16 protein-coding genes and 1 pseudogene are annotated in these 19,319 nt (G+C 68.3%); 13 read left to right on the plus strand and 4 right to left on the minus strand.

The features are described 5' to 3' along the window. The 4 genes and pseudogenes from H3O04_RS04850 to H3O04_RS04865 all read right to left on the minus strand — a co-directional run. A pseudogene (locus H3O04_RS04850) lies at positions 1-229 on the minus strand (ABC transporter permease); the annotation flags it as partial. A gap of 79 nt (positions 230-308) precedes the next feature. After that, entirely contained in the window at positions 309-1,892 is a 1,584-nt protein-coding gene (locus tag H3O04_RS04855) for an ABC transporter substrate-binding protein (RefSeq protein ID WP_011549839.1), read from the minus strand. Between the two features lie 705 nt (positions 1,893-2,597). Next, positions 2,598-4,136 (minus strand): methyl-accepting chemotaxis protein, encoded by a 1,539-nt coding sequence (locus H3O04_RS04860; RefSeq protein ID WP_023474570.1) that lies wholly within the window; start codon positions 4,134-4,136, stop codon positions 2,598-2,600. Between the two features lie 181 nt (positions 4,137-4,317). Further along, on the minus strand, positions 4,318-4,986 hold the full coding sequence (locus H3O04_RS04865) for a haloacid dehalogenase type II (RefSeq protein ID WP_012336806.1): 669 nt from the start codon (positions 4,984-4,986) through the stop codon (positions 4,318-4,320). 466 nt (positions 4,987-5,452) lie between these two features. Here H3O04_RS04865 and H3O04_RS04870 point away from each other — a divergent pair, with 466 nt between their 5' ends. From H3O04_RS04870 to H3O04_RS04930, 13 genes are all read left to right on the plus strand, one after another. Further along, on the plus strand, positions 5,453-6,313 hold the full coding sequence (locus tag H3O04_RS04870; RefSeq protein ID WP_074807591.1) for a GNAT family N-acetyltransferase: 861 nt from the start codon (positions 5,453-5,455) through the stop codon (positions 6,311-6,313). Positions 6,314-6,326: 13 nt separating this feature from the next. Further along, entirely contained in the window at positions 6,327-7,253 is a 927-nt protein-coding gene (locus H3O04_RS04875) for a 2-hydroxyacid dehydrogenase (protein WP_202587232.1), read from the plus strand. A 164-nt stretch (positions 7,254-7,417) separates the two neighbouring features. Further along, entirely contained in the window at positions 7,418-8,818 is a 1,401-nt protein-coding gene (locus H3O04_RS04880) for an aspartate aminotransferase family protein (protein WP_202587233.1), read from the plus strand. An 85-nt stretch (positions 8,819-8,903) separates the two neighbouring features. Then, positions 8,904-9,395: an Lrp/AsnC family transcriptional regulator gene (locus H3O04_RS04885; RefSeq protein WP_006749694.1), complete on the plus strand. Its 492-nt coding sequence runs from the start codon at positions 8,904-8,906 to the stop codon at positions 9,393-9,395. Between the two features lie 107 nt (positions 9,396-9,502). After that, a complete protein-coding gene (locus H3O04_RS04890) occupies positions 9,503-10,975 on the plus strand; it encodes an NAD-dependent succinate-semialdehyde dehydrogenase (protein ID WP_043886357.1) in 1,473 nt (490 codons plus the stop codon). A 111-nt stretch (positions 10,976-11,086) separates the two neighbouring features. Next, positions 11,087-12,214: a helix-turn-helix domain-containing protein gene (locus H3O04_RS04895; protein WP_334028487.1), complete on the plus strand. Its 1,128-nt coding sequence runs from the start codon at positions 11,087-11,089 to the stop codon at positions 12,212-12,214. 78 nt (positions 12,215-12,292) lie between these two features. Beyond that, positions 12,293-13,231, plus strand: a complete 939-nt coding sequence (locus H3O04_RS04900) for a SphA family protein (RefSeq protein ID WP_202587234.1) — start codon at positions 12,293-12,295, stop codon at positions 13,229-13,231. Positions 13,232-13,289: 58 nt separating this feature from the next. Continuing rightward, the gene (locus H3O04_RS04905) at positions 13,290-14,483 is read left to right on the plus strand and encodes an MFS transporter (protein ID WP_237666179.1); all 1,194 of its coding nucleotides are present in this window, start codon (positions 13,290-13,292) and stop codon (positions 14,481-14,483) included. A gap of 36 nt (positions 14,484-14,519) precedes the next feature. Next, entirely contained in the window at positions 14,520-15,977 is a 1,458-nt protein-coding gene (locus H3O04_RS04910; protein WP_202587236.1) for an amidase, read from the plus strand. Between the two features lie 318 nt (positions 15,978-16,295). Beyond that, a complete protein-coding gene (locus H3O04_RS04915; RefSeq protein ID WP_043886360.1) occupies positions 16,296-16,892 on the plus strand; it encodes a TetR/AcrR family transcriptional regulator in 597 nt (198 codons plus the stop codon). Positions 16,893-16,942: 50 nt separating this feature from the next. After that, positions 16,943-18,424: an MFS transporter gene (locus H3O04_RS04920; protein WP_202587237.1), complete on the plus strand. Its 1,482-nt coding sequence runs from the start codon at positions 16,943-16,945 to the stop codon at positions 18,422-18,424. A 70-nt stretch (positions 18,425-18,494) separates the two neighbouring features. Then, positions 18,495-18,803, plus strand: coding sequence for an EthD family reductase (locus H3O04_RS04925; RefSeq protein ID WP_202587238.1), 309 nt, complete (start codon positions 18,495-18,497; stop codon positions 18,801-18,803). Positions 18,804-18,949: 146 nt separating this feature from the next. Beyond that, complete coding sequence (locus H3O04_RS04930; protein ID WP_034175954.1) at positions 18,950-19,249, plus strand: hypothetical protein; 300 nt, start codon at positions 18,950-18,952, stop codon at positions 19,247-19,249. The last annotated feature ends 70 nt before the right edge of the window (positions 19,250-19,319 follow it).

Consider the following 19,319-nt stretch of genomic DNA (forward strand, 5'->3'; position numbering starts at 1 on the left):
GCAGCCCGCCGAGCCAGTGCACGTAACGCACGTGCGCCGGCATGTCGAGACCGAACTGCTGACGCAGCGCGGCGACCGTCTCCGGCGTCGCCGACTGGCCGAGCGCGGCCTGCGCGGCGTCGCCCGGCAGCAGGTTCGTGATCGTGAAGATGATCGCGGACACGATCAGCAGCGTCAGCGCGGTGACCGCGACGCGCCGGCCGATCAGCCCGATAAGAATTCGGTTCATGGAGCGACACTCCCGAAAAAACCGCGCGTGGCCGGCGCGGGGGTCCGCACCGGCCGCGCGGCGGCGGCCAACCACAACGTCATGCGTTCCACCACACGTTCTCGGCGAACATGAAGCCCATCATCCCGCCGGTCGGGATCGAACCGAGGCCCGCGAGCCGCTTGTCGTACCCGTCGAGGAAGCTGATGAACGCCGGAATGCCGACCCGGCCCTGCTGCGACACGATCACCTGCATGTCGCCGTACATCTGCTTGCGCTTCGCGTCGTCGGTTTCCGAGCGCGCGGCGAGCAGCAGCTGGTCGAATTTCGCGTTCTTCCAGCCCGACTCGTTCCACGGCGCATCCGACTTGAAGAACTGCGTGAACAGCACGTCGGCGCTCGAGCGCGGGTTGATGTTGCCGAAGGTGAGCGGATGCTTCATCCAGTGGTTCGACCAGTAGCCGTCGGGCGACGCGCGGTTGACCTGCAGGTTCAGCCCGATCTTCTGGCCGGCCTGCTGCAGCAGCACGGCCATTTCGATCGACCCGTTCGCGTCGGACGTCGCATAGATCGGCGGCAGCGTGGCGCCGAGCGCCCCGGCCTTCTGGAGCAGGAACTTCGCCTTGTCCGGATCGTGCGCGCGCTGCGGCAGCGACGCGTTGAAGTAGCGATGCCCCGGCGGAATCGGCTGGTCGTTGCCGATCACCGAATAGCCGCGGAACACCGCCGTGCGAAGCTGCTCGCGATCGAACAGGTACTTCATCCCTTCGACGAAATCGGGGTTCGCGACGATCGGGTTGTCGCTACGCATGATCAGGTCGGTATAGAGGCCCGACTTGGTTTCCTTCAGCGCGTAGCCCGGCGTCGACGAGACCCGCTGCGTCGAGCGCGGATCGATCGCGTTGATCAGGTGCACGTCGCCCGACAGCAGCGCGTTCAGGCGCGCGGCGCTGTCGCTGATGCCGATCAGCTCGATCTCGTCGAGATACGGCTTGCCCGGCTTGAAGTAGCTGTCGTTGCGCACGCCGACGGTCGACACGCCCGGCTTGAACGACTTGAGCTTGTACGGGCCGCAGCCGATGCCGGTGCTGAAGTCGGTCGTGCCGTCCTTGACGATCACGAGCTGCGGCGTCGCGAGGATCACCGGCAGGTCCGCGTTCGCGCTGGCGAGCGTCAACGTGACTTCGTCGGGGCCGGTCGCCTTCGCCTCCGCGAACTGTTCGGCGAGCGGCTTGACCTTCGATGCGGTGGCCGGGTTCTTGTGGCGCATCAGCGAATACACCACGTCGGCCGGGCCGACCGGCTTGCCGTCGTGGAACGTGACGCCCTTGCGCAGCTTGATGATCCAGGTCTTCGCATCGGTCGTCTGCAGCGACTCGGCGAGGTTCATCTGCGGCGTCAGGCTCGCATCGAGCTGCGTGAGGCCGCTGTAGAACATGAAGAAGCGGGTATAGTCCGCGCCCGTCGAACCCTTGGCCGGGTCGAGCGTATCGGCCGTCGAGCCGGCTTCGTTCGCGACCCTGATCTTGCCGCCGCGCTTCGGCGCGGGCGCGGCGAAGGCGGAGTCGGGGGTCATCAGCAGTCCGCCGGCGCCGGCGGCCATCATGCCGCCCGCCGCCATGACCTTCATCATGTCGCGGCGCGTGAAGCCGCCCTTGCCGCCGTTGTCGATATCGTCGCTCATCCGAACTGCTCCTGACTGTGGAAAGTGGGTCCAAGGGTCCAGCGTGGTTGTTCAATCCCGCTGCGTCCGCTTGCTGGTGGCGGACGCGACGTCGTACACATGCAATTCATTTAAGCATCGCCAAAATGCGGTTTGTCGCGATTCGGGCGGCCCGCACGATACGAATCGACCGTTTTGAGCCGCCCGCGCAGCATGAATTGCTGCATGCGCATCCGTGTCGCCGTGTGCCCGGCGGTGTGTCGCGGCGGCTGCCGAACCCGTGTCGATGCAGGAAATCGTAAGGCCGCAGCCGCCGCAGATTGCGTCGACAAAATTGCCCGTTCGGCATCCGGCGCGCGTTTGACTCGCGCAAACCGCACGTTTGTATCGAATGGGGGCTTGCATGCCGACGACGGCTGAAACGCGCCGCGCGGTGCGGCAGATCGCCGCATGCACGGGCGTCGGCGGTGACGGTCGCGACGGCACGTCGCGGATGAAAGTTCAGAAGAATGCCGCTCGATCGGAGCAGCTTGGCGAGAAGGCAGGAAGAGGACGGGACTGGCCGGCGACCGTGCACACGCGAGCCGTGCAGCCGTCAGGAACCGTGGTGATCCCGTGCGGCGACGCGTCCGTCACCGGCATGCCGGCGCGCACGCCGGGCGTGCGCCGGCGCTGCGTGAAGGAGGTTGAACGATGCGCCGGCTGTCCGCGGACGGCACGAAGCCGTCACGCAGCGAGCCGGAATACCGACACGGCGGCCCGCAGGCGCGCCGCCTGCTCGTCCAGCGACGATGCGGCGGCGGCCGCCTGCTCGACAAGCGCGGCGTTCTGCTGGGTGACTTCGTCCATTTGGGCGACCGCCAGCCCGATCTGTTCGATACCAGTGCTTTGCTCGACCGATGCCGCCGAAATCTCGCCCATGATGTCGGCCACCCGGTCGATCGACCGAACGATCTCGGTCATCCGCTCGCCGGCCGTCTCGACGAGCCGGCTGCCGCTGCCGGCCCGCTCGACCGACGCGTCGATCAATCCCTTGATGTCCTTCGCGGCCGCGGCGCTGCGTTGCGCGAGCGAGCGGACTTCCGATGCGACGACGGCGAACCCGCGCCCCTCCTCGCCGGCCCGCGCGGCTTCCACCGCGGCGTTGAGCGCCAGGATGTTGGTCTGGAATGCGATGCTTTCGATGACGACGGTAATGTCGGCGATCCGCACCGATCCGTCCGAGATCTGCCGCATCGTCTCGACGACCGCCTGCACGGCGGCGCCGCCCAGTTCGGTCGCATCCTTCGCCTGGGTCACGAGTGCATTCGCCTGGCGTGCGTTGTCGGCGTTCTGTTTGACCGTGGACGTCATCTGCTCCATGCTGGCGGCCGTTTCCTGCAGCGACGCGGCCTGCTGCTCCGTGCGCTGCGACAGATCCAGGTTGCCTTGCGCGATCTCGCCGGTGCCGGTGGCGATCGAGTGGGTCGTGGTCTGGATTTCGGCGATGGTGTCGGTCAGCCGCGCCTTCATGTCGCCCAGCGCGACGAGCAGGCTGCCGGGCGCGGCGTGCGCCGTATCGAACTGCACGTCCAGTTCGCCGGCGGCGATGCGGGCCGCGATCTGCGCCGCCTGCGCGGGCTCCCCGCCGAGCGTGCGCCTGACGCTGCGCAGCACGCCCCACGCAATCGCCGCGAGCGCCGCGGCGATGACGAGCGTGACGGCGCCCAGCACCGTCGCGAGCCGGGTAAACGCCGCATTGATGTCGTCGTAGAAGAATCCCGTGCCGATCCACCAGTCCCAGTCCGGAATCGCGACCACGCCCTGGAGCTTCGGCTCGAGGTCCGCGTCGGGGCTGCGCTTGATCAGCACGTCGACGAGCGCGAAATGCGCCTGCGCCATGCCCGCGCGGTACGCCTCACTGTCGGTCATGCCGCTGGTCGTGCGGTTGCCCTTCGCGCGCGTGCCGATGAACTTCGCGTTCGGATGGACGAGGTTGACGCCGTCGGACGTCGTGACCCAGAAGTAACTCTTCGAATTCGCGTTGAGCGCCGCCAGCGCGGCCTTGGCCTGCTGCTGCGCCTGCTCCTGCGTGAGCGTGCCGCTCGTCTGCATCGCGCGATACGAATCGACCAGGTGCTCGGCCTTGGTCAGCAGAATGACGATCTCTTCGCGGCGGCTGTCGATCAGCGCGTCGCGCAGCGTATGCAGCGACAACGCGGCGAGCAGGACGATACCGAGCAGCGCCGCGACGACGAGCATCAGCAGTTTGGTGGACAACTTCATGCGGGGGCCTCGCAATATTAACCGTTCGGTACATATATCGGCCCGGGCGGCCCGGCCTTGAACGATTCAATATCGGTAATTACCCTCGCTTCGTGCGCTGATCGAACGCGCACCGGGACGCGACGGGCTCCGGCGGCCTCGCGGCCGCGTCCCGTCACGTCATGGCGATCGACGAACCGGCTTACAGCCCGAGCTGCGTCGCGAGCTGGCCGATGTCCGACACTTCGTAATAGTTGTAGAACGGCGTGCCCGGCTCGTGGCCGCGGTTCACGAACGCCTTGTGCTTGATCCCGAGATCCTCGGCCGTCATCAGGTCGTAACGCAGGCTCGACGACACGTGCAGCACGTCCTCCGGCTTGCAGCCGAGCTTGTCGAACATGTATTCGAAGCCCTGCATCCGCGGCTTGTACGATTGCGCCTGCTGCGCGGTGAACACCGCATGGAATGGCGCGCCGAGCTTGTCGACGTTGCTCATGATCTGCTCGTCCATCGCGTTCGACAGGATCACGAGCTTGTACTTCGTCGCGAGCCGCGACAGCCCGGCCGGCACGTCCGGATGCGGGCCCCAGGTCGGCACCGCATGATAGAAAAGCTCGGCCTCGGCTTCGTCGAACGTCACGCCGACCCGCGCGCAGGTGCGGCGGATCGCGTTGACGACGACGTCGCGGTACGGCTTCCACGCGCCGAGCACCTCGTCGAGCCGATAGGCGGCGAACGCGCGCACGAAGGCCTCCATCGTGGCCGGCGACAGCCGGTCCGCATAGATTTCGCGCGCCGTCTCGGCCATCCGGAAATGGGTCAGCGTGCCGTAGCAGTCGAAGGTGATGTACTTCGGTTCAAACTGGATCATGGTCGGGTCCTGTCGGTGTGAAGCCCCGGCAGGGCCGGGGATGGGCTGGGTTCAACGAAATTGAATCAGGGCAAAAAGTCGTTCGCGCATCGTTCGGCGCCGCTCAAAACGCAGAATCGCCGCGTGTTGCCCGGCACATGCAGCACGATCTGCGGCGCGATCGGGCGTGGCGCCGCGGCGCCGGCCGATGAGCACCGCGCCACCGCGGCGGGCGCGCCTGCCGGTGCGGCCCTTCGGCGGCGGCAGCGCCGCCGTGCATGCATCGTAGAGGCATTCCCACAGCAGGAGTGGCCGGATTGGCCGGCCGCGCCGGCACGATCCGCGCGTTCGCGCGCGCCGATCATGCGGGTTTGCATCGATCGTGCGCGAGCGGCCGCCGTGCCCCGAAAACAGGCGAATCGTCCTATCCGCGCCGCACCCGCGCTGGCAGAGTCGACCTGTCATTTCCACCCATCCGGAGTCCGGCGTGTCCGACCTCAATCCTTCCCGCACGCTTACCTATCGCCCGTTCACCGAAACGGACCTGCCCGCCGCGCATCGGCTGTCGGAAGCCGTCAAGTGGCCGCACCGCATCGACGACTGGCGCTTCGCGTTCCAGCTCGGCGGCGGCTTCGTCGCCGAGGATGAATCCGGCGTCGTCGGCACCGCGCTCGGCTGGCGCTTCGACGACGCGCATGCGTCCCTCGGCATGGTGATCGTGTCGCCCGAGCGCCAGGGCTGCGGCATCGGCCGCGAGCTGATGACCCGCGTGGTCGACAGTCTTGGCGAGCGGACCGTGTTTTTGCATGCGACGCCGTCCGGCGAACCGCTCTACGCGAAGTTCGGCTTCGCAGCGATCGGCACGGTCGATCAGCACCAGGGCGCAGCGTTCCAGCCGCCGCTGATCTCGCTGCCGCCCGGCGAGCGGCTGCGCCCGCTCGGCACCAACGACGGGCCGCGCCTCGCCGCGCTCGCCTCGCGCGCGGCCGGCTACGAGCGCGGCGCGGTGATCGACGCGCTGCTCGACGTCGCGAACGGCATCGCGCTCGATCGCGACGGCGAACTGCTCGGCTTCGCGCTGTTCCGCCGCTTCGGCCGCGGCCACGTGATCGGCCCGGTGGTCGCGCCCGATGCGCTGCGCGCGCAGGCGCTGATCAGCCACTGGCTCGCGCTGCACGAGGGCATGTTCGTGCGGCTGGACGTGCCGGGCGACAGCGGGCTGTCCGACTGGCTGCAGGGGCTCGGGCTGCCGCGCGTCGATACCGTCGTCGCGATGGCGCGCGGCACGCCGCCGGCCCGCGACCCGGCGCTGCGCCCGTTCGCGATCGTGAACCAGGCGCTCGGTTGAGGGGGCGCGCACGATGAGCTTCCTCTACAAGGCCGACCCGGTGCGCGGCGCGCAGTGGGCGGCGCGCTTCGCGCAACAGGCGCCCGATCTGCCGTTCCGGATCTGGCCGGACCTCGGCGACGCCGCAGCCGTCCGCTATCTCGCCGCATGGCAGCCGCCTGACGATCCGGCCGCGCTGCTGCCCAATCTCGAGGTCGTGTTCTCGGTCGGCGCCGGCATCGACCAGTTCGACCTGTCGCGCGTGCCTTCGCACATCCCCGTCGTGCGGATGATCGAGCCGGGCATCGTCGAAGGGATGGTCGAATACGTGACGCAGGCCGTGCTGACGATTCATCGCGACCTGTTCGACTATGCGGCCCAGCAGCGCGACCAGGTGTGGCGCGAGCATCCCGTGCGCGCGGCCGCGTCGCGGCGCGTCGGCGTGCTCGGGCTCGGCACGCTCGGCCAGGCCGTGCTGGACACGCTGCGGCGCTTCGGTTTCCCGTGCGCCGGCTGGAGCCGCACGCCGCGCACGCTCGACGGCGTCGACTGCTACGCGGGGGACGCGGCGCTCGACGCGTTCCTCGCCCGCACCGACATCCTGATCTGCCTGCTGCCGCTCACCGACAGCACGCGCGGCCTGCTCGGCGCGCGCGTGTTCGATGCGCTGCCGGCCGGCGCATCGCTGGTGCAGGTCGGGCGCGGCCCGCAGCTCGATTCGGCGGCGCTGCTCGCGGCGCTCGCGAGCGGCCACCTCGACAGCGCGATCCTCGACGTGACGGACCCCGAACCGCTGCCGCCCGGCCATCCGTTCTGGACGCACCCGCGCATTCGCATCACGCCGCACATCGCCAGCGCGACGCGGCCCGACACCGCGGTCGACGCGGTGCTCGCGAACCTCGCGCGCCATCGCGCGGGCCAGCCGATGATCGGCGTCGTCGACCGCACGCGCGGCTACTGACCTGCTGCGCGCCCCGGCCCGCCGGGCGCGCAGCAGAAAATGCCGAAGCACCCCGTGCAAACGCCACGCGCATACGTTTCGGGCCGCAAATTGAAGACGCATGCGGAATTCTCGCCCGTTAGCATGAACTCACCGCTGACACCTGACGAGAGTCCCGCCTTCCCATGAACCAAGCCGCGCTGATCGAAGCCGATCGTCAACACCTGATCCATCCCGTCGTCAATTACCGTGCGCACGAAGCGCGCGGCGTCACCGTGCTGGAATCCGCGGACGGCGTGTTCCTGCGCGACGCCGCCGGCCACACGCTGCTCGACGCGTTCTCCGGCCTGTGGTGCGTGAACGTCGGCTACGGCCGCGACAGCATCGTGAAGGCCGCCGCCGACCAGATGGCGAAGCTGCCCTACGCGACCGGTTATTTCCATTTCGGCTCGCAGCCGGCGATCGAGCTCGCCGAACGGCTCGCCGCGCTCGCGCCGCCGTCGCTGAACCGCGTGTACTTCACGCTCGGCGGCTCGGACGCGGTCGATTCCGCGGTGCGCTTCATCACGCACTATTTCAACGCGACCGGCCGCCCGTCGAAAAAGCAGATGATCGCGCTGGAGCGCGGCTATCACGGCTCGTCGTCGTTCGGCGCCGGCCTCACCGCGCTGCCGGCATTCCACCGCCATTTCGACCTGCCGCGCGCGGACCAGCACCATATTCCGTCGCCCTACCCGTACCGCCATCCGCTCGGCGACGATCCGCAGGCGCTGATCGCCTCGTCGGTCGCCGCGCTCGAAGCGAAGGTCGCCGAACTCGGCGCGGACAACGTCGCCGCGTTCTTCTGCGAGCCGGTGCAAGGCTCGGGCGGCGTGATCGTGCCGCCGGCCGGCTGGCTGAAGGCGATGCGCGACGCGTGCCGGCGCCTCGGCATCCTGTTCGTCGCCGACGAGGTGATCACCGGCTTCGGCCGCACCGGCCCGCTGTTCGCCTGCGAAGCCGAACGGGTCGACCCCGACCTGATGACCGTCGCGAAGGGATTGACCGCCGGCTATGCGCCGATGGGCGCGGTGCTGATGTCCGACGAAATCTACGAAGGAATCGCGGGCGACCGCGCCGATTCGCCGGTGGTCGGCCACGGCCATACGTATTCCGCGCATCCGGTGAGCGCGGCGATCGGTCTCGAGGTGCTGAAGCTCTATCACGAAGGCGGGCTGCTCGCGAACGGCCAGGCGCTCGCGCCGCGCTTCGCCGCGGGGCTCGATGCGCTGCGCGCGCATCCGCTCGTCGGCGACGCCCGCTCGGTCGGCCTGCTCGGCGCGCTCGAACTGGTGGCCGACAAGGCGCACAAGACGCGCTTCGACGCGGCGCTGAACGTGCCGGACAAGATCGCGGCCGCCGCGTACGCGAACGGCGTGGTGTTCCGCGCGTTCGGCGACGGCGTGCTCGGCTTCGCGCCGGCGCTGAGTTTCACCGCGGGCGAGTTCGACCTGCTGTTCGAACGCGTGCGCAAGACGCTCGACGACGTGCTGGCCGATTCGGGCGTGCAGCGCGCGCTCGACGCCGCGCACGCGCAGCCGGCCTGACCGGCCAAGGGAAAGCCGGGCTTGTGGCCGCCATCGTTCGACTCTAAAGTAACCGGACATTCCATTTTTGCCTTCTCACGTGAACATGACGGACAGCAAGCTGGATCGCATCGACCTGCGCATCCTCTCCCAGTTGCAGAAGCGCGGCCGCATGACCAACGTCGAGCTGGCCGATGCGGTCGGGCTGTCGCCCAGCCCATGCCTGATCCGCGTGAAGCGGCTCGAGAAGGCCGGTTACATCGGCGGCTACGGCGCGCATATCCAGCTCGAGAAACTCGGCGACGTGCAGGTCGTGTTTACCGAGGTCACGCTGGCCGACCACCGGCGCGAGGATTTCGACCGCTTCGTCGCGGCGATCCGCAACGTCGACGAGATCGTCGAATGCCACCTCGCGAGCGGCGGCTACGACTACCTGCTGAAGTTCATCACGCGCAGCGTGAGCCATTACCAGACGATCGTCGAAGGGCTGCTCGAGCAGAACATCGGCATCGAGAAGTATTTCAGTTACGTGATCATCAAGTCGCCGTTCGTCAAACGGCACTACCCGCTCGAATCGCTGTTCGGCGAACGTCACTGACACCCGGTGTGCGTCATCCCGTCACGCGGCAGCCCGCTGCCCGCGCGGGGGAAGTCGCGCCCGCTCCGCCGTCGTCGTCGTCGAACCGCTTCATTCAAGGACCTGTCATGCCGCTTACGCTGTCCCGAACCGAACTCGTTCGCACCGCCAACCTGATCGACGGCGCCTGGCGCGATGCGTTCGACGGCCGCCGCTTCGCCGTCACCGATCCCGCCACGCTCGAGACCGTTGCCCACGCACCCGACAGCGGCGCCGCCGACGCGCGCGCGGCAACCGACGCGGCGGCTCGCGCGCTGCCCGCGTGGCGTGCGACGCCCGCGCGCGAACGCGCCGCGATCCTGCGCGCCTGGCATGCGGCGATCGTCGCGCACACCGACGATCTCGCGAAGCTGATGTCGCGCGAACAGGGCAAGCCGCTTGCCGAAGCGCGCGGCGAAGTCGCGTACGGTGCGTCGTACGTGCTGTGGTTCGCGGAGGAAGCGACCCGCACGTACGGCGACCTGATCCCGCAGCAGCAGCGCGGCAAGCGGTTGAGCGCGGTGAAGGAGCCGATCGGCGTCGTCGCCGCGATCACGCCGTGGAATTTCCCGCTCGCGATGATCGCGCGCAAGATCGCACCCGCGCTCGCGGCCGGCTGCACGGTGGTCGCGAAGCCGGCGGAGGACACGCCGCTGACCGCGCTCGCGCTCGCGTTGCTCGCGCAGGAAGCCGGCGTGCCGGCCGGTGTGCTGAACCTGATCACCGCGTCGCGCGAACGCGGCGTCGAAGCCGCGGCCGACTGGCTCGCCGACGGCCGCGTGCGCAAGATCACGTTCACCGGCTCGACGCCCGTCGGCAAGCTGCTCGCGCGCGAATCGGCGGCGACGTTGAAGAAGCTGTCGCTGGAGCTCGGCGGCAATGCGCCGTTCATCGTGTTCGACGACGCCGAGCTCGATGCCGCGGTCGACGGGCTGATGGCCGCCAAGTTCCGCAACGGCGGGCAGACCTGCGTGTCGCCGAATCGCGTGTACGTGCAGGCCGGTGTCTACGACGCGTTCGCCGCGAAGCTCGCCGCGCGCGTCGCCGCGCTGAAGGTCGCGCCGGCGACCGACCCGGCCGCGCAGATCGGCCCGATGATCAACGCGCGCGCGGTCGACAAGATCGCGCGCCATGTCGGCGACGCCGTCGAACGCGGCGCGCGTGTGCTGACGGGCGGCAAGCGCCTGACCGAGCTCGGCGCGAACTACTACGCGCCGACGGTGCTCGCCGACGCCACCGCCGACATGCAGCTGACCTGCGAGGAAACCTTCGGCCCGGTCGCCGCGCTGTTTCGCTTCGAGTCCGAGGACGAAGCGGTCGATGCCGCGAACGACACGCCGTTCGGGCTCGCCGCGTATTTCTACACGCAGGACGTGCGGCGCATCGCGCGCGTGTCGGCGCGGCTCGAAACGGGCATCGTCGGGATCAACGAAGGCGCGCTCGCGAGCGAGGCCGCGCCGTTCGGCGGCGTGAAGGAATCGGGCTACGGCCGCGAAGGTTCGCGCTATGGGCTCGACGATTATCTGTCGATCAAGTACCTGTGCCAGGGCGGGCTCGACTGAACCGGCGTCGCCGGACGTTCGATTTCCCGTTGTGTGCTCCGCTCCCGCTTGCGTGCCTTGCGGGTTCGAGCGCGACGAAGCGATCCGTGTGGGCGCCGTGCCGAATCATGCGTGCCCGGCACGCCGTCCGTGGCGCAATCGCGCCCGCAGCCCCGGGTAAAAACGCATTGCCAACGAGAAATTGTGTGCGCATTGTCGACGGACGCCTTGTCCATCGCCCCACTCGCCATGCATCCCGCTCCATTGCCGTCCGCCGTATGCGTCGCCGACACCCCGCCCGACACGCTGCCGTCGGTCCGGCGCTTCGCCAGCCAGGACGTGGATACCCACGCGGAGTGCACGCACGGCTGGTCGATCCGGCTCGATCAACTGTCGCCCGGACCGTTCCATGGAACGCTGCACGAAATCCGCTTCGACGGCATGCAATTGCTGCGCGAACGCGTCAATCGGGCGCTGCTCAAGCGCGGCAACCAGTGCGCCGGCAGAACGTCGTTCAGCATCCCGCTGGAAACCGCCGGCGCCGGCTTCTGCGGCGGCGCGCCGCTGCGCGACAAGGCATTGCTCGTCTCCGGCGGCACGTCGCTGCCGGAACTACGCACGCCAGACCATCAGGACGTCGTACTGCTGACGGTGCCCAGCGACACACTGCGCCAACTGGCGTGGCTTGGCGATCGGGACGAAGACGGCGACGGCATGGCGTCGAGCGAAACCCGCATCCTGCGGATCCCCGCAGCACGCCATGATGCGCTGACGGCATTGCTGATGACCGGCTTCGGGGCGGCCGATACGCCGGAGCGCCCGCTCGCGCGGCCGCACACGCGCAAGACGCTGCACGACGCCATTCTGGTCGAACTGGCGCACGCGATGGAAGCGGCCGACCACCGCGTCCGGCTCGATCCGTCCGCTCGTCGCCGTGTGGTCGATCGCGTGCGCGAACTCGTCGTGTCGCGACCCGGTGTGCCGCTGACGGTGCTCGACGTATGCCGCGAAGTCGGCGCGAGCCGGCGCAAACTGCAGTATTGCTTCGAGGAAATTCTCGGCACGCATCCCGCGTGGTACCTGCGCGTGCTGCGGCTGAACGCGGTGCGCCGCGAACTGCGCGAACATTCCCCCGCCAGCGCGTCGGTCAGCGACGTCGCGTGCCGTTGGGGCTTCTGGCATCTGAGCCGGTTCGCGTCGCACTATCGGGAACTGTTCGGCGAACTGCCGTCCGACACGCTCAAACGGCCCCCACGATAATTACCAAAAGCGGATAACGCCCCGGATTTTGACGTTCCTAGACTCCGTACACATTTCAACTGTACGGGGAACGGCTCGATGGAAATCCTCAGACGTCCGCACGGCACGCGGCGCTGCCGCACACGCTCCGCCGCCGTCGCGATCGGCGCATTGGCAGCCACGCTCGCCTGCACGCGCACCCAGGCACTCGAAAACGACGGACCGATCACGCCGTTCGGCGTATTCGATTTCGGCGCGGGCATCATGCCCCCGCCCACGCCGAACGGCACGCTCGCCACACGCTTCGCGTACTACTCGACACGCACGATCCGCAACGGCGGCAACGCCGACTTCTCGCTGACGGTCGCGTCCTGGAGCGTCGCGTATATCCGGATGACGAACGCGAAACTGTTCGGTGCGAACGTCGGCTTCGGCGCGGTCGTGCCGTTCCTGAACCTGAACGGACACATGAACGTGCCGACGCCCGCAGGCACGCTCGCGATGTCGGCCAATCCAACCAACATCGGCGATGCGGACTTCCAGCCGCTGATCCTTGCATGGACGCTGCCGAACCTGTTCGTCAACGTCGCGCTGCAGGTCCAGGCGCCGACGGGCGCGTATCGCGCCACGCGGCTCTTCAATCCCGGCGTCAACCACTGGACCTTCTCGCCGATCATCGGCGCGACATACATCACCGACGGCGGATTCGAAATCTCGACCAGCATCGAGATCGACCAGAACACGACCAACCGTGCAACGAATTATCGAAGCGGCACCGGGTTCCGCCAGGAATTCGCGCTCGGCCAGCACATCGGCCCGTTCACGGCGGGCCTGGGCGGCTACATCGAGCGTCAGTTGGGCAACGACCACGGCCCGAATGTCGACGGCAACCGCGCGCGCGTGAATGCGCTAGGCCCGGCGATCAGCTACGTCGAGCCGGGCAAGCCCGCGATATGGCTGCATGCCTACAAGGAATTCGGTGCGCAAAACCACGCGCAGGGGTACCAGATCGCGCTACGTGCCGCGCTGTCGTTCTGATGTTCCGATTCGGGAGCTGTCGATGAATCCGCTTGCTTCAACGCAAACCGCGCCCTGCATGCGTGCCGCCCGACAGGCCGGCGCGAGCCAGGGCGCCGTGCTGCTGCTCGGCAGTAGTCTCACCGTGATGGGCGCGGTGATGATCGCGCCAGTCCAGCCGAAACTCGCGGCCGAATTCGTGCCGGCCGACCCGCGGCTGGCCGCGCTCGTCCCGCTCGTCGCGACGGGCCCCGCCCTCGCGATCGCGCTGTGTGCGCCGCTCGCCGGCTGGCTGGCCGATCGCGTCGGACGCAAGATGCTGCTGTTGCTCGCGACGCTCGTGTACGGGCTCGTCGGCGCGGCGCCGGCGTGGCTCGACAGCCTCACCGCGATCCTCGTCTGCCGGTTCGCGCTCGGCGCAGCGGAAGCCTGCGTGATGACCTGCTGCACGACGTTGATCGGCGACTATTGGCGCGGCGAACAACGGGTGCGCTACGTGAACCGGCAGGTCGTCACGATCGGTATCGTCGGCACGGCTTTTTTCGTGCTCGGCGGTGCGGCCGGCGAGCACGCGTGGCGCTATCCGTTCTATCTGTACCTGTTGCCGATCCTGCTCGTGCCGGCAATTGCGACCGTACTGTGGGAGCCGCTGCGCGACGATCAGCCAGCCGAGCCAGGCGACGGCGGCGCGCCGTCGGCCGGACACCGGCTCGCGCCGACGCTCGCGGTCGGCTACGGGCTGATCTGCATCGGCATGATCAGTTCGTTCGTGGTGCCCGTGCAGATGCCGCAGCTGATGATCGACATCGGTCAGCGATCGTCGACGATGATCGGCGCGGTCGCGGGCACCGGCCTGCTGTCGACGCTCGCCGGCTCGATCGCGTGGCCATGGTTGCGCGACGCGATCGGCCGCCGCTTCGTCAACGTCGTGCTACTTGCGCTGCTCGCGGTGGGGCTGACGCTGCTGGCCCGCGCGCATACGGTGCCGGCCATCGTCGTGGCGGTCGTGATTCACGGCTTCGGCGGCGGCATGCTGGTGCCCAATGCCATCCTGCCGCTGATGCGCAGGCTGTCGCTCGCGATGCGTGGCCGCGGCCTGGGCGGTTTCACGGCCGCGCTCTATCTGGGCCAGTTCGTCAGCCCGCTCGTCGTGCTGGGCTGTGCTCAGGCCTTCGGCGGGCTGCGCGCGGCGGTGTTCGCGATTGCGTCGGGCACGGTCGTCACCGCGTTGTCGTGGTTGTTGCCGGCGCTTCGCCGCCGCGACGACGAATGACTCCTTCACGTTTTCCTGTTCCTGAACGATAGACCCATGAACGATTTTCAGACGCTCATCGCCACGCACGACGGCATCGCGCTCGCCGCGCTCGTCCATGCGAAAGAAGTGAAGCCCGCCGAATTGCTGGACGCCGTGCTAGCCAGTCTCGATACGCTGGATCCCGCGCTGAATGCGGTGGCGGAACGACTCGACGACTCGGCAAGACAGGCCGCGTCGTCCGTCACCGGGCACGAAAGCGTGCTCGCCGGCGTCCCAACGCTGATCAAGGACCTGTTCATGCCGGTGCGCGGCGCACGCATGGCGAACGGATCGCTTGTGTTCGGCGATCATCGGCCGGACTTCGACGGCGAACTGGTGACGCGCCTGCGGCGCGCGGGCATACCGATCGCGGGAACGTCGTTGTCGCCGGAGCTGGGCACGTCGTATTGCACGTCGTCGGCGCGCTTCGGCACGACGCGCAACCCGTGGAATCCGCACGTCAGCGCAGGCGGTTCGAGCGGTGCGGCAGCCGCGCTCGTTGCCGCGCGCGTGCTGCCGTTCGCGCACGGCAACGACGGCGGCGGCTCGCTGCGGGTGCCCGCGTCCTGCTGCGGCGTGTTCGGCTTGAAGCCAACGCGCGGCCGAACGCCGAATGGCCCGATGATCGGCGAGGGATGGGCCGGCATGGGCATCAACCATGCGATCACGCGTTCGGTTCGCGACAGCGCCGCGCTGCTCGACCTGACCGCGGGCGCGGATACCGGTGCGCCGTATGCGGCGCCGTGCCAGCCGGACAGTTTTCTCGTGGCCACGCAGCGCGATCCCCGGCCGCTGAAAATCGCCGTGATCGAGCAGGCGCCGCCATGGCCGCTGCATCCGGCGTGCCGGGCCGCGCTGGACTATACCGTCGCGTTGCTGCGCTCGCTCGGACATGACGTCGAGCCGCTCGCCAGTCCCGTCGATTCGGCGGCGTTCTACGACCGCGTGTTTACGATCATCGGCGCACAAACGCGCGCACTGCTCGACATGATCGGCGATCAGCGCGGCGCGCCGGTGCGCGACGACGAAATCGAGGCCCGCACCCGCATCATCGTGCGCGAAAAGGGCGACGTGAGCGGCGCGCGATATGCGGGTGCGGTCGACTGGATCCACGCATTGGGCAGGACGTTCGGCCAGTTGATGGAGCGCTACGACGTGTTGCTGACGCCGACGCTCGCGATGCCGCCGCTGCCGCCGGCGTCGCTCGCGACGGTGGACGACGCGCAATCGTTGAGCGAAGTCATCGATCGATCGCACCGGTTTTCGCCCTTCACCGCGTGGTTCAACGCGACCGGCCAACCCGCGATGTCGGTGCCGCTTTACTGGGACGAGCAAGGTCTGCCGATCGGTAGCCATTTCGCGGCGGCATTCGGCGCGGAATCGCTGCTGTTCTCGCTCGCCGCCCAGCTCGAACGCGCCGCGCCGTGGGCCGATCGAACCCCGCCGGTGTGCGTCGGGCTGTCGGGTGCGTGACCGGTCCGGTGGCGGGCGACGGGATGCGCGGCACCGCGTTGATCGTCGCGGGCCGCGCGTGCCACGAGCATCGGCGTGCGGCGCAGCCGGTGCGTCAGCCGTGCGACGCGACGAACGGCGAACACGCTACCGCCCCACCGGCGGCTGCGGCCATACCGGAATCCGTGCCAGGGCGGGCTCGACTGAACGGATGAATCCGGGCCGTCCGCGAGGACGGCCGTCGCCGTGCCCGGTCAAGCCATGCACGTTGACATCGGAACCGATCGGTCCATATAATGAATCCCACTTCAGGCACCGCATCGTTTGCGAAACCGATCAATGGCAAATCCGGCTGGCGTGGGCCGTCCGCGCGAATTCGAACTGGGCGATGCCGCGCGCGACGCGATGGAGGTTTTCTGGGATCGCGGCTATGAAGGCGCGTCCCTGCCCGACCTGATCGCCGGCACCGGCCTGTCGCGCGGCAGTCTCTACAAGGCATTCGGCGACAAGAAGGCGCTGCTGCTGGCGGCGCTCGACCTGTACATGGCCGACGGGCTCAAGGCGACCGCCGACATCCTGTCGCAACCCGGCCCCGTGAAGGACGCGATTCGCGACTCGCTGCTGCGCTACGCCCGGCTGTCCGTTGGCGAGGCCGGCCGGCGCGGCTGTCTCGCGGTCGCGATGACCACCGAGCTGGCCGCGCGCGACGCCGATGTCGCGGAACGCACCGGGCGCATGTTCCGGCGCCTGCAGCAGCTCTATGCGGGCGCGATCGTCCGCGGCCAGGCGAGCGGCGAGATCGCCGAGCAGGACGAACAGGTGCTGGCGCGTTTGCTCGTCTGCCAGGTCGAGGGCATGCGCGTGCTGGGGAAAACCGGCGTCCCCGAGCACGACATGCTCGCGCTGGTCGACCGCACGATGCGCATCCTCGACTGATATTTTTTTACCCAATTTGGAACCGATTGGTTCCGTATGGAGAACCGTCCATGTCACGGAATGACCCCGTATCACCCGACCCGCGTCGCTGGGCCATGTTTTCGGTCCTGCTCGTCGGCGCGTTCCTGCCGCCGCTGGATTTCTTCATCGTCAATGTCGCGCTGCCGTCGATTCGCGCGGAACTGGGCGCCTCGTCGTCGGCCGAGCAACTCGTCATTTCGTCGTATGCGGGCCTGTACGCGGTGACGCTGATCACCGGCGGACGATTGGGCGACCTGTTCGGCCGCGGGCGCGTATTTTTCCTCGGCTTGATCGGCTTTGCGATCGCCTCGACGCTGTGCGGCCTCGCGAGTTCGCCGTGGACGCTCATCGTCGGCCGCGCGTTGCAGGGCGTGACGGCCGCGATCATGGCGCCGCAGGCGCTCGCGTCGATCCAGGCGATCTTCCCCGAATCGGAAAAGCCGCTCGCGCTCAGCCTGTACGGCGCGGTGTTCGGCCTCGCCGCCGTGGTCGGGCAGGCGCTGGGCGGGATTCTGATCTCGCTGAATCTGTTGAACCTGGGCTGGCGCACGATCTTCCTCGTCAACCTGCCGCTGGCGATTCTGGTCGTCCTGTTCGGGATTCCGCTGCTGAAGGAAACGCGGGCGCAGCATGCGCGCAAGCTCGACCTCCGCGGCACCGTGCTGTCGATGCTGACGCTGGGCGCGCTGATCGTGCCGCTGATCGAAGGGCGCGAAGCGGGCTGGCCGGCATGGGCATGGGCGTCGCTGCTCGCGGTGCCGGCCCTCGCGTGGTGCTTCTGGCGCTACGAGCGCCGGCTGGGCAGCCGCGGCGGCGCACCGCTGCTCGACCCGACCGCGCTCCGAGCCCCGGGGCTGGGCCGGGCGTTGCTGATCGCGCTGCTGCTGTACTCGATCGGCACGTTTTTCCTGCTGTTCTCGGTGTATCTGCAGAATGCATTGCACGTCGACGCGCTGAGCGCGGGCCTCGTGTTCCTGCCGTTCGGCGTGGGGTTCCTGCTCGGGCCGCTGTCGACGCCTGTCTGCTCGCGTGTCATCGGCGCTTACGTCAATCCGTTCGGCATGAGCCTGGAGATCGTCGGGCTCGTCGGCCTCGCATGGTTGATCGACGTCACGCCGGTCGGGATGCCGCTCGCTGCCGTGCCGCTCGCCGCCGTTCTCTTCGTCATCGGTTTCGGACAAGGCCTCGCGCTGCCGACCCTGATGCGCATGGTGACGGGACGCGTCGCACCGGCGCTGTCCGGCATGATCGCCGGCATCGTCAGCTCGACGCTGCAGGTGAGCACGTCGCTCAGCGTGGCGATCATCGGCGGAATTTTCTATACGGTGCTCGGCACGCGCCAGGACCCGGCGGCCATCGCGCATGCGTTCATCGTCGCACTCCTGTCGATCTCGTCGTTCCTCGCCATCGGCGCCGCGCTGGGCCTCTCGCTCGCTCGTGCACCCGCCGCGCCCACCTCGCTGCCGGCCGCTGCCCGGCCGACCTTCGGCCCGGCGCGCAAACGGCCGTGATCGCCCGTCATCGCCAGTCGTCTCCCGTATCGACATTCGCCGCTGTAGCAGTCCGACCTGGAGGTCCTTCATGTTTTTCGTCGTTTCCTATCGCCGAGCCGCGGGCACGCGGTTCGATTCCCGTTACTACGTCGAGCAACACATTCCGCTGGTGGAAAAATCGTGGAAACCGTACGGACTCGAATACGTCGACGCTTTCTTCCCGGCACGTGAGGATAGCGAACTGATCGTCGTGGCGATGTGCCGCTTCAAGGACAGCTCGGCATTGGACGCCGCGTTCGCGTCCGCGGAGACGGCTCACGTCATGGCCGATATCGATGCGTTCACCGATATCGAACCCGATCGGCACATCGCGGATGTGTTCTCGCGCATGTCATAGCGGCGGTCACGCGGTAACGGCGATCGCGCGCCGCCACGCATCGGTTCCGGCGAGCGCCATCGGTCACTTGTCCGATGGCGCCGCGAGCGATCGGGTGTCAGGATAGACAACGTCACGTGACTACCCGAACCGGGAGGATGACTGCAATGTCGGTACGTCAGCTGTTCATCGTCGAACTGGCGAGCGGCCTGCCCCGCGCGTTCGGCGTGCTCGCTATCCTGTCGGGCCTGTTTCGGATCGGCATCGCGGTGCGTCGCGGCAAGCACGCCGGCACGCCGTCGCGAACGATCCCGGATGGGGCGCGAACGGCGCTGGCCGGCGCGCTGCTTTCCTGCGAAGCCGTCGGCGCCGTCTACTTCGCGATCGCGGCGTTGGGGTACGGCTGGGCCGACACCGACGCAACGGCCCCGGATCGCCGGAAACGGGTGAGCGACTGGCCGTCTTGAACGGCACGACCGCCATTTCCGACAAGCGGGACAAACCACTGCACGGGCGGAGCGTCAAAGGCCGCGCAGG

This window comes from Burkholderia sp. KCJ3K979 (assembly GCF_016759955.1).
In the GTDB taxonomy this organism is placed as follows: domain Bacteria; phylum Pseudomonadota; class Gammaproteobacteria; order Burkholderiales; family Burkholderiaceae; genus Burkholderia; species Burkholderia orbicola.

Coding starts and splice junctions, on each gene's coding strand:
- H3O04_RS04855 (WP_011549839.1), bottom strand. CDS start 1,892: ATGAGCGACGATATCGACAACGGCGGCAAGGGCGGCTTCACGCGCCGC.
- H3O04_RS04905 (WP_237666179.1), top strand. CDS start 13,290: ATGCGTGCCGCCCGACAGGCCGGCGCGAGCCAGGGCGCCGTGCTGCTG.
- H3O04_RS04910 (WP_202587236.1), top strand. CDS start 14,520: ATGAACGATTTTCAGACGCTCATCGCCACGCACGACGGCATCGCGCTC.
- H3O04_RS04865 (WP_012336806.1), bottom strand. CDS start 4,986: ATGATCCAGTTTGAACCGAAGTACATCACCTTCGACTGCTACGGCACG.
- H3O04_RS04860 (WP_023474570.1), bottom strand. CDS start 4,136: ATGAAGTTGTCCACCAAACTGCTGATGCTCGTCGTCGCGGCGCTGCTC.
- H3O04_RS04900 (WP_202587234.1), top strand. CDS start 12,293: ATGGAAATCCTCAGACGTCCGCACGGCACGCGGCGCTGCCGCACACGC.
- H3O04_RS04920 (WP_202587237.1), top strand. CDS start 16,943: ATGTCACGGAATGACCCCGTATCACCCGACCCGCGTCGCTGGGCCATG.
- H3O04_RS04885 (WP_006749694.1), top strand. CDS start 8,904: ATGACGGACAGCAAGCTGGATCGCATCGACCTGCGCATCCTCTCCCAG.
- H3O04_RS04925 (WP_202587238.1), top strand. CDS start 18,495: ATGTTTTTCGTCGTTTCCTATCGCCGAGCCGCGGGCACGCGGTTCGAT.
- H3O04_RS04915 (WP_043886360.1), top strand. CDS start 16,296: ATGGCAAATCCGGCTGGCGTGGGCCGTCCGCGCGAATTCGAACTGGGC.
- H3O04_RS04880 (WP_202587233.1), top strand. CDS start 7,418: ATGAACCAAGCCGCGCTGATCGAAGCCGATCGTCAACACCTGATCCAT.
- H3O04_RS04875 (WP_202587232.1), top strand. CDS start 6,327: ATGAGCTTCCTCTACAAGGCCGACCCGGTGCGCGGCGCGCAGTGGGCG.
- H3O04_RS04930 (WP_034175954.1), top strand. CDS start 18,950: ATGTCGGTACGTCAGCTGTTCATCGTCGAACTGGCGAGCGGCCTGCCC.
- H3O04_RS04890 (WP_043886357.1), top strand. CDS start 9,503: ATGCCGCTTACGCTGTCCCGAACCGAACTCGTTCGCACCGCCAACCTG.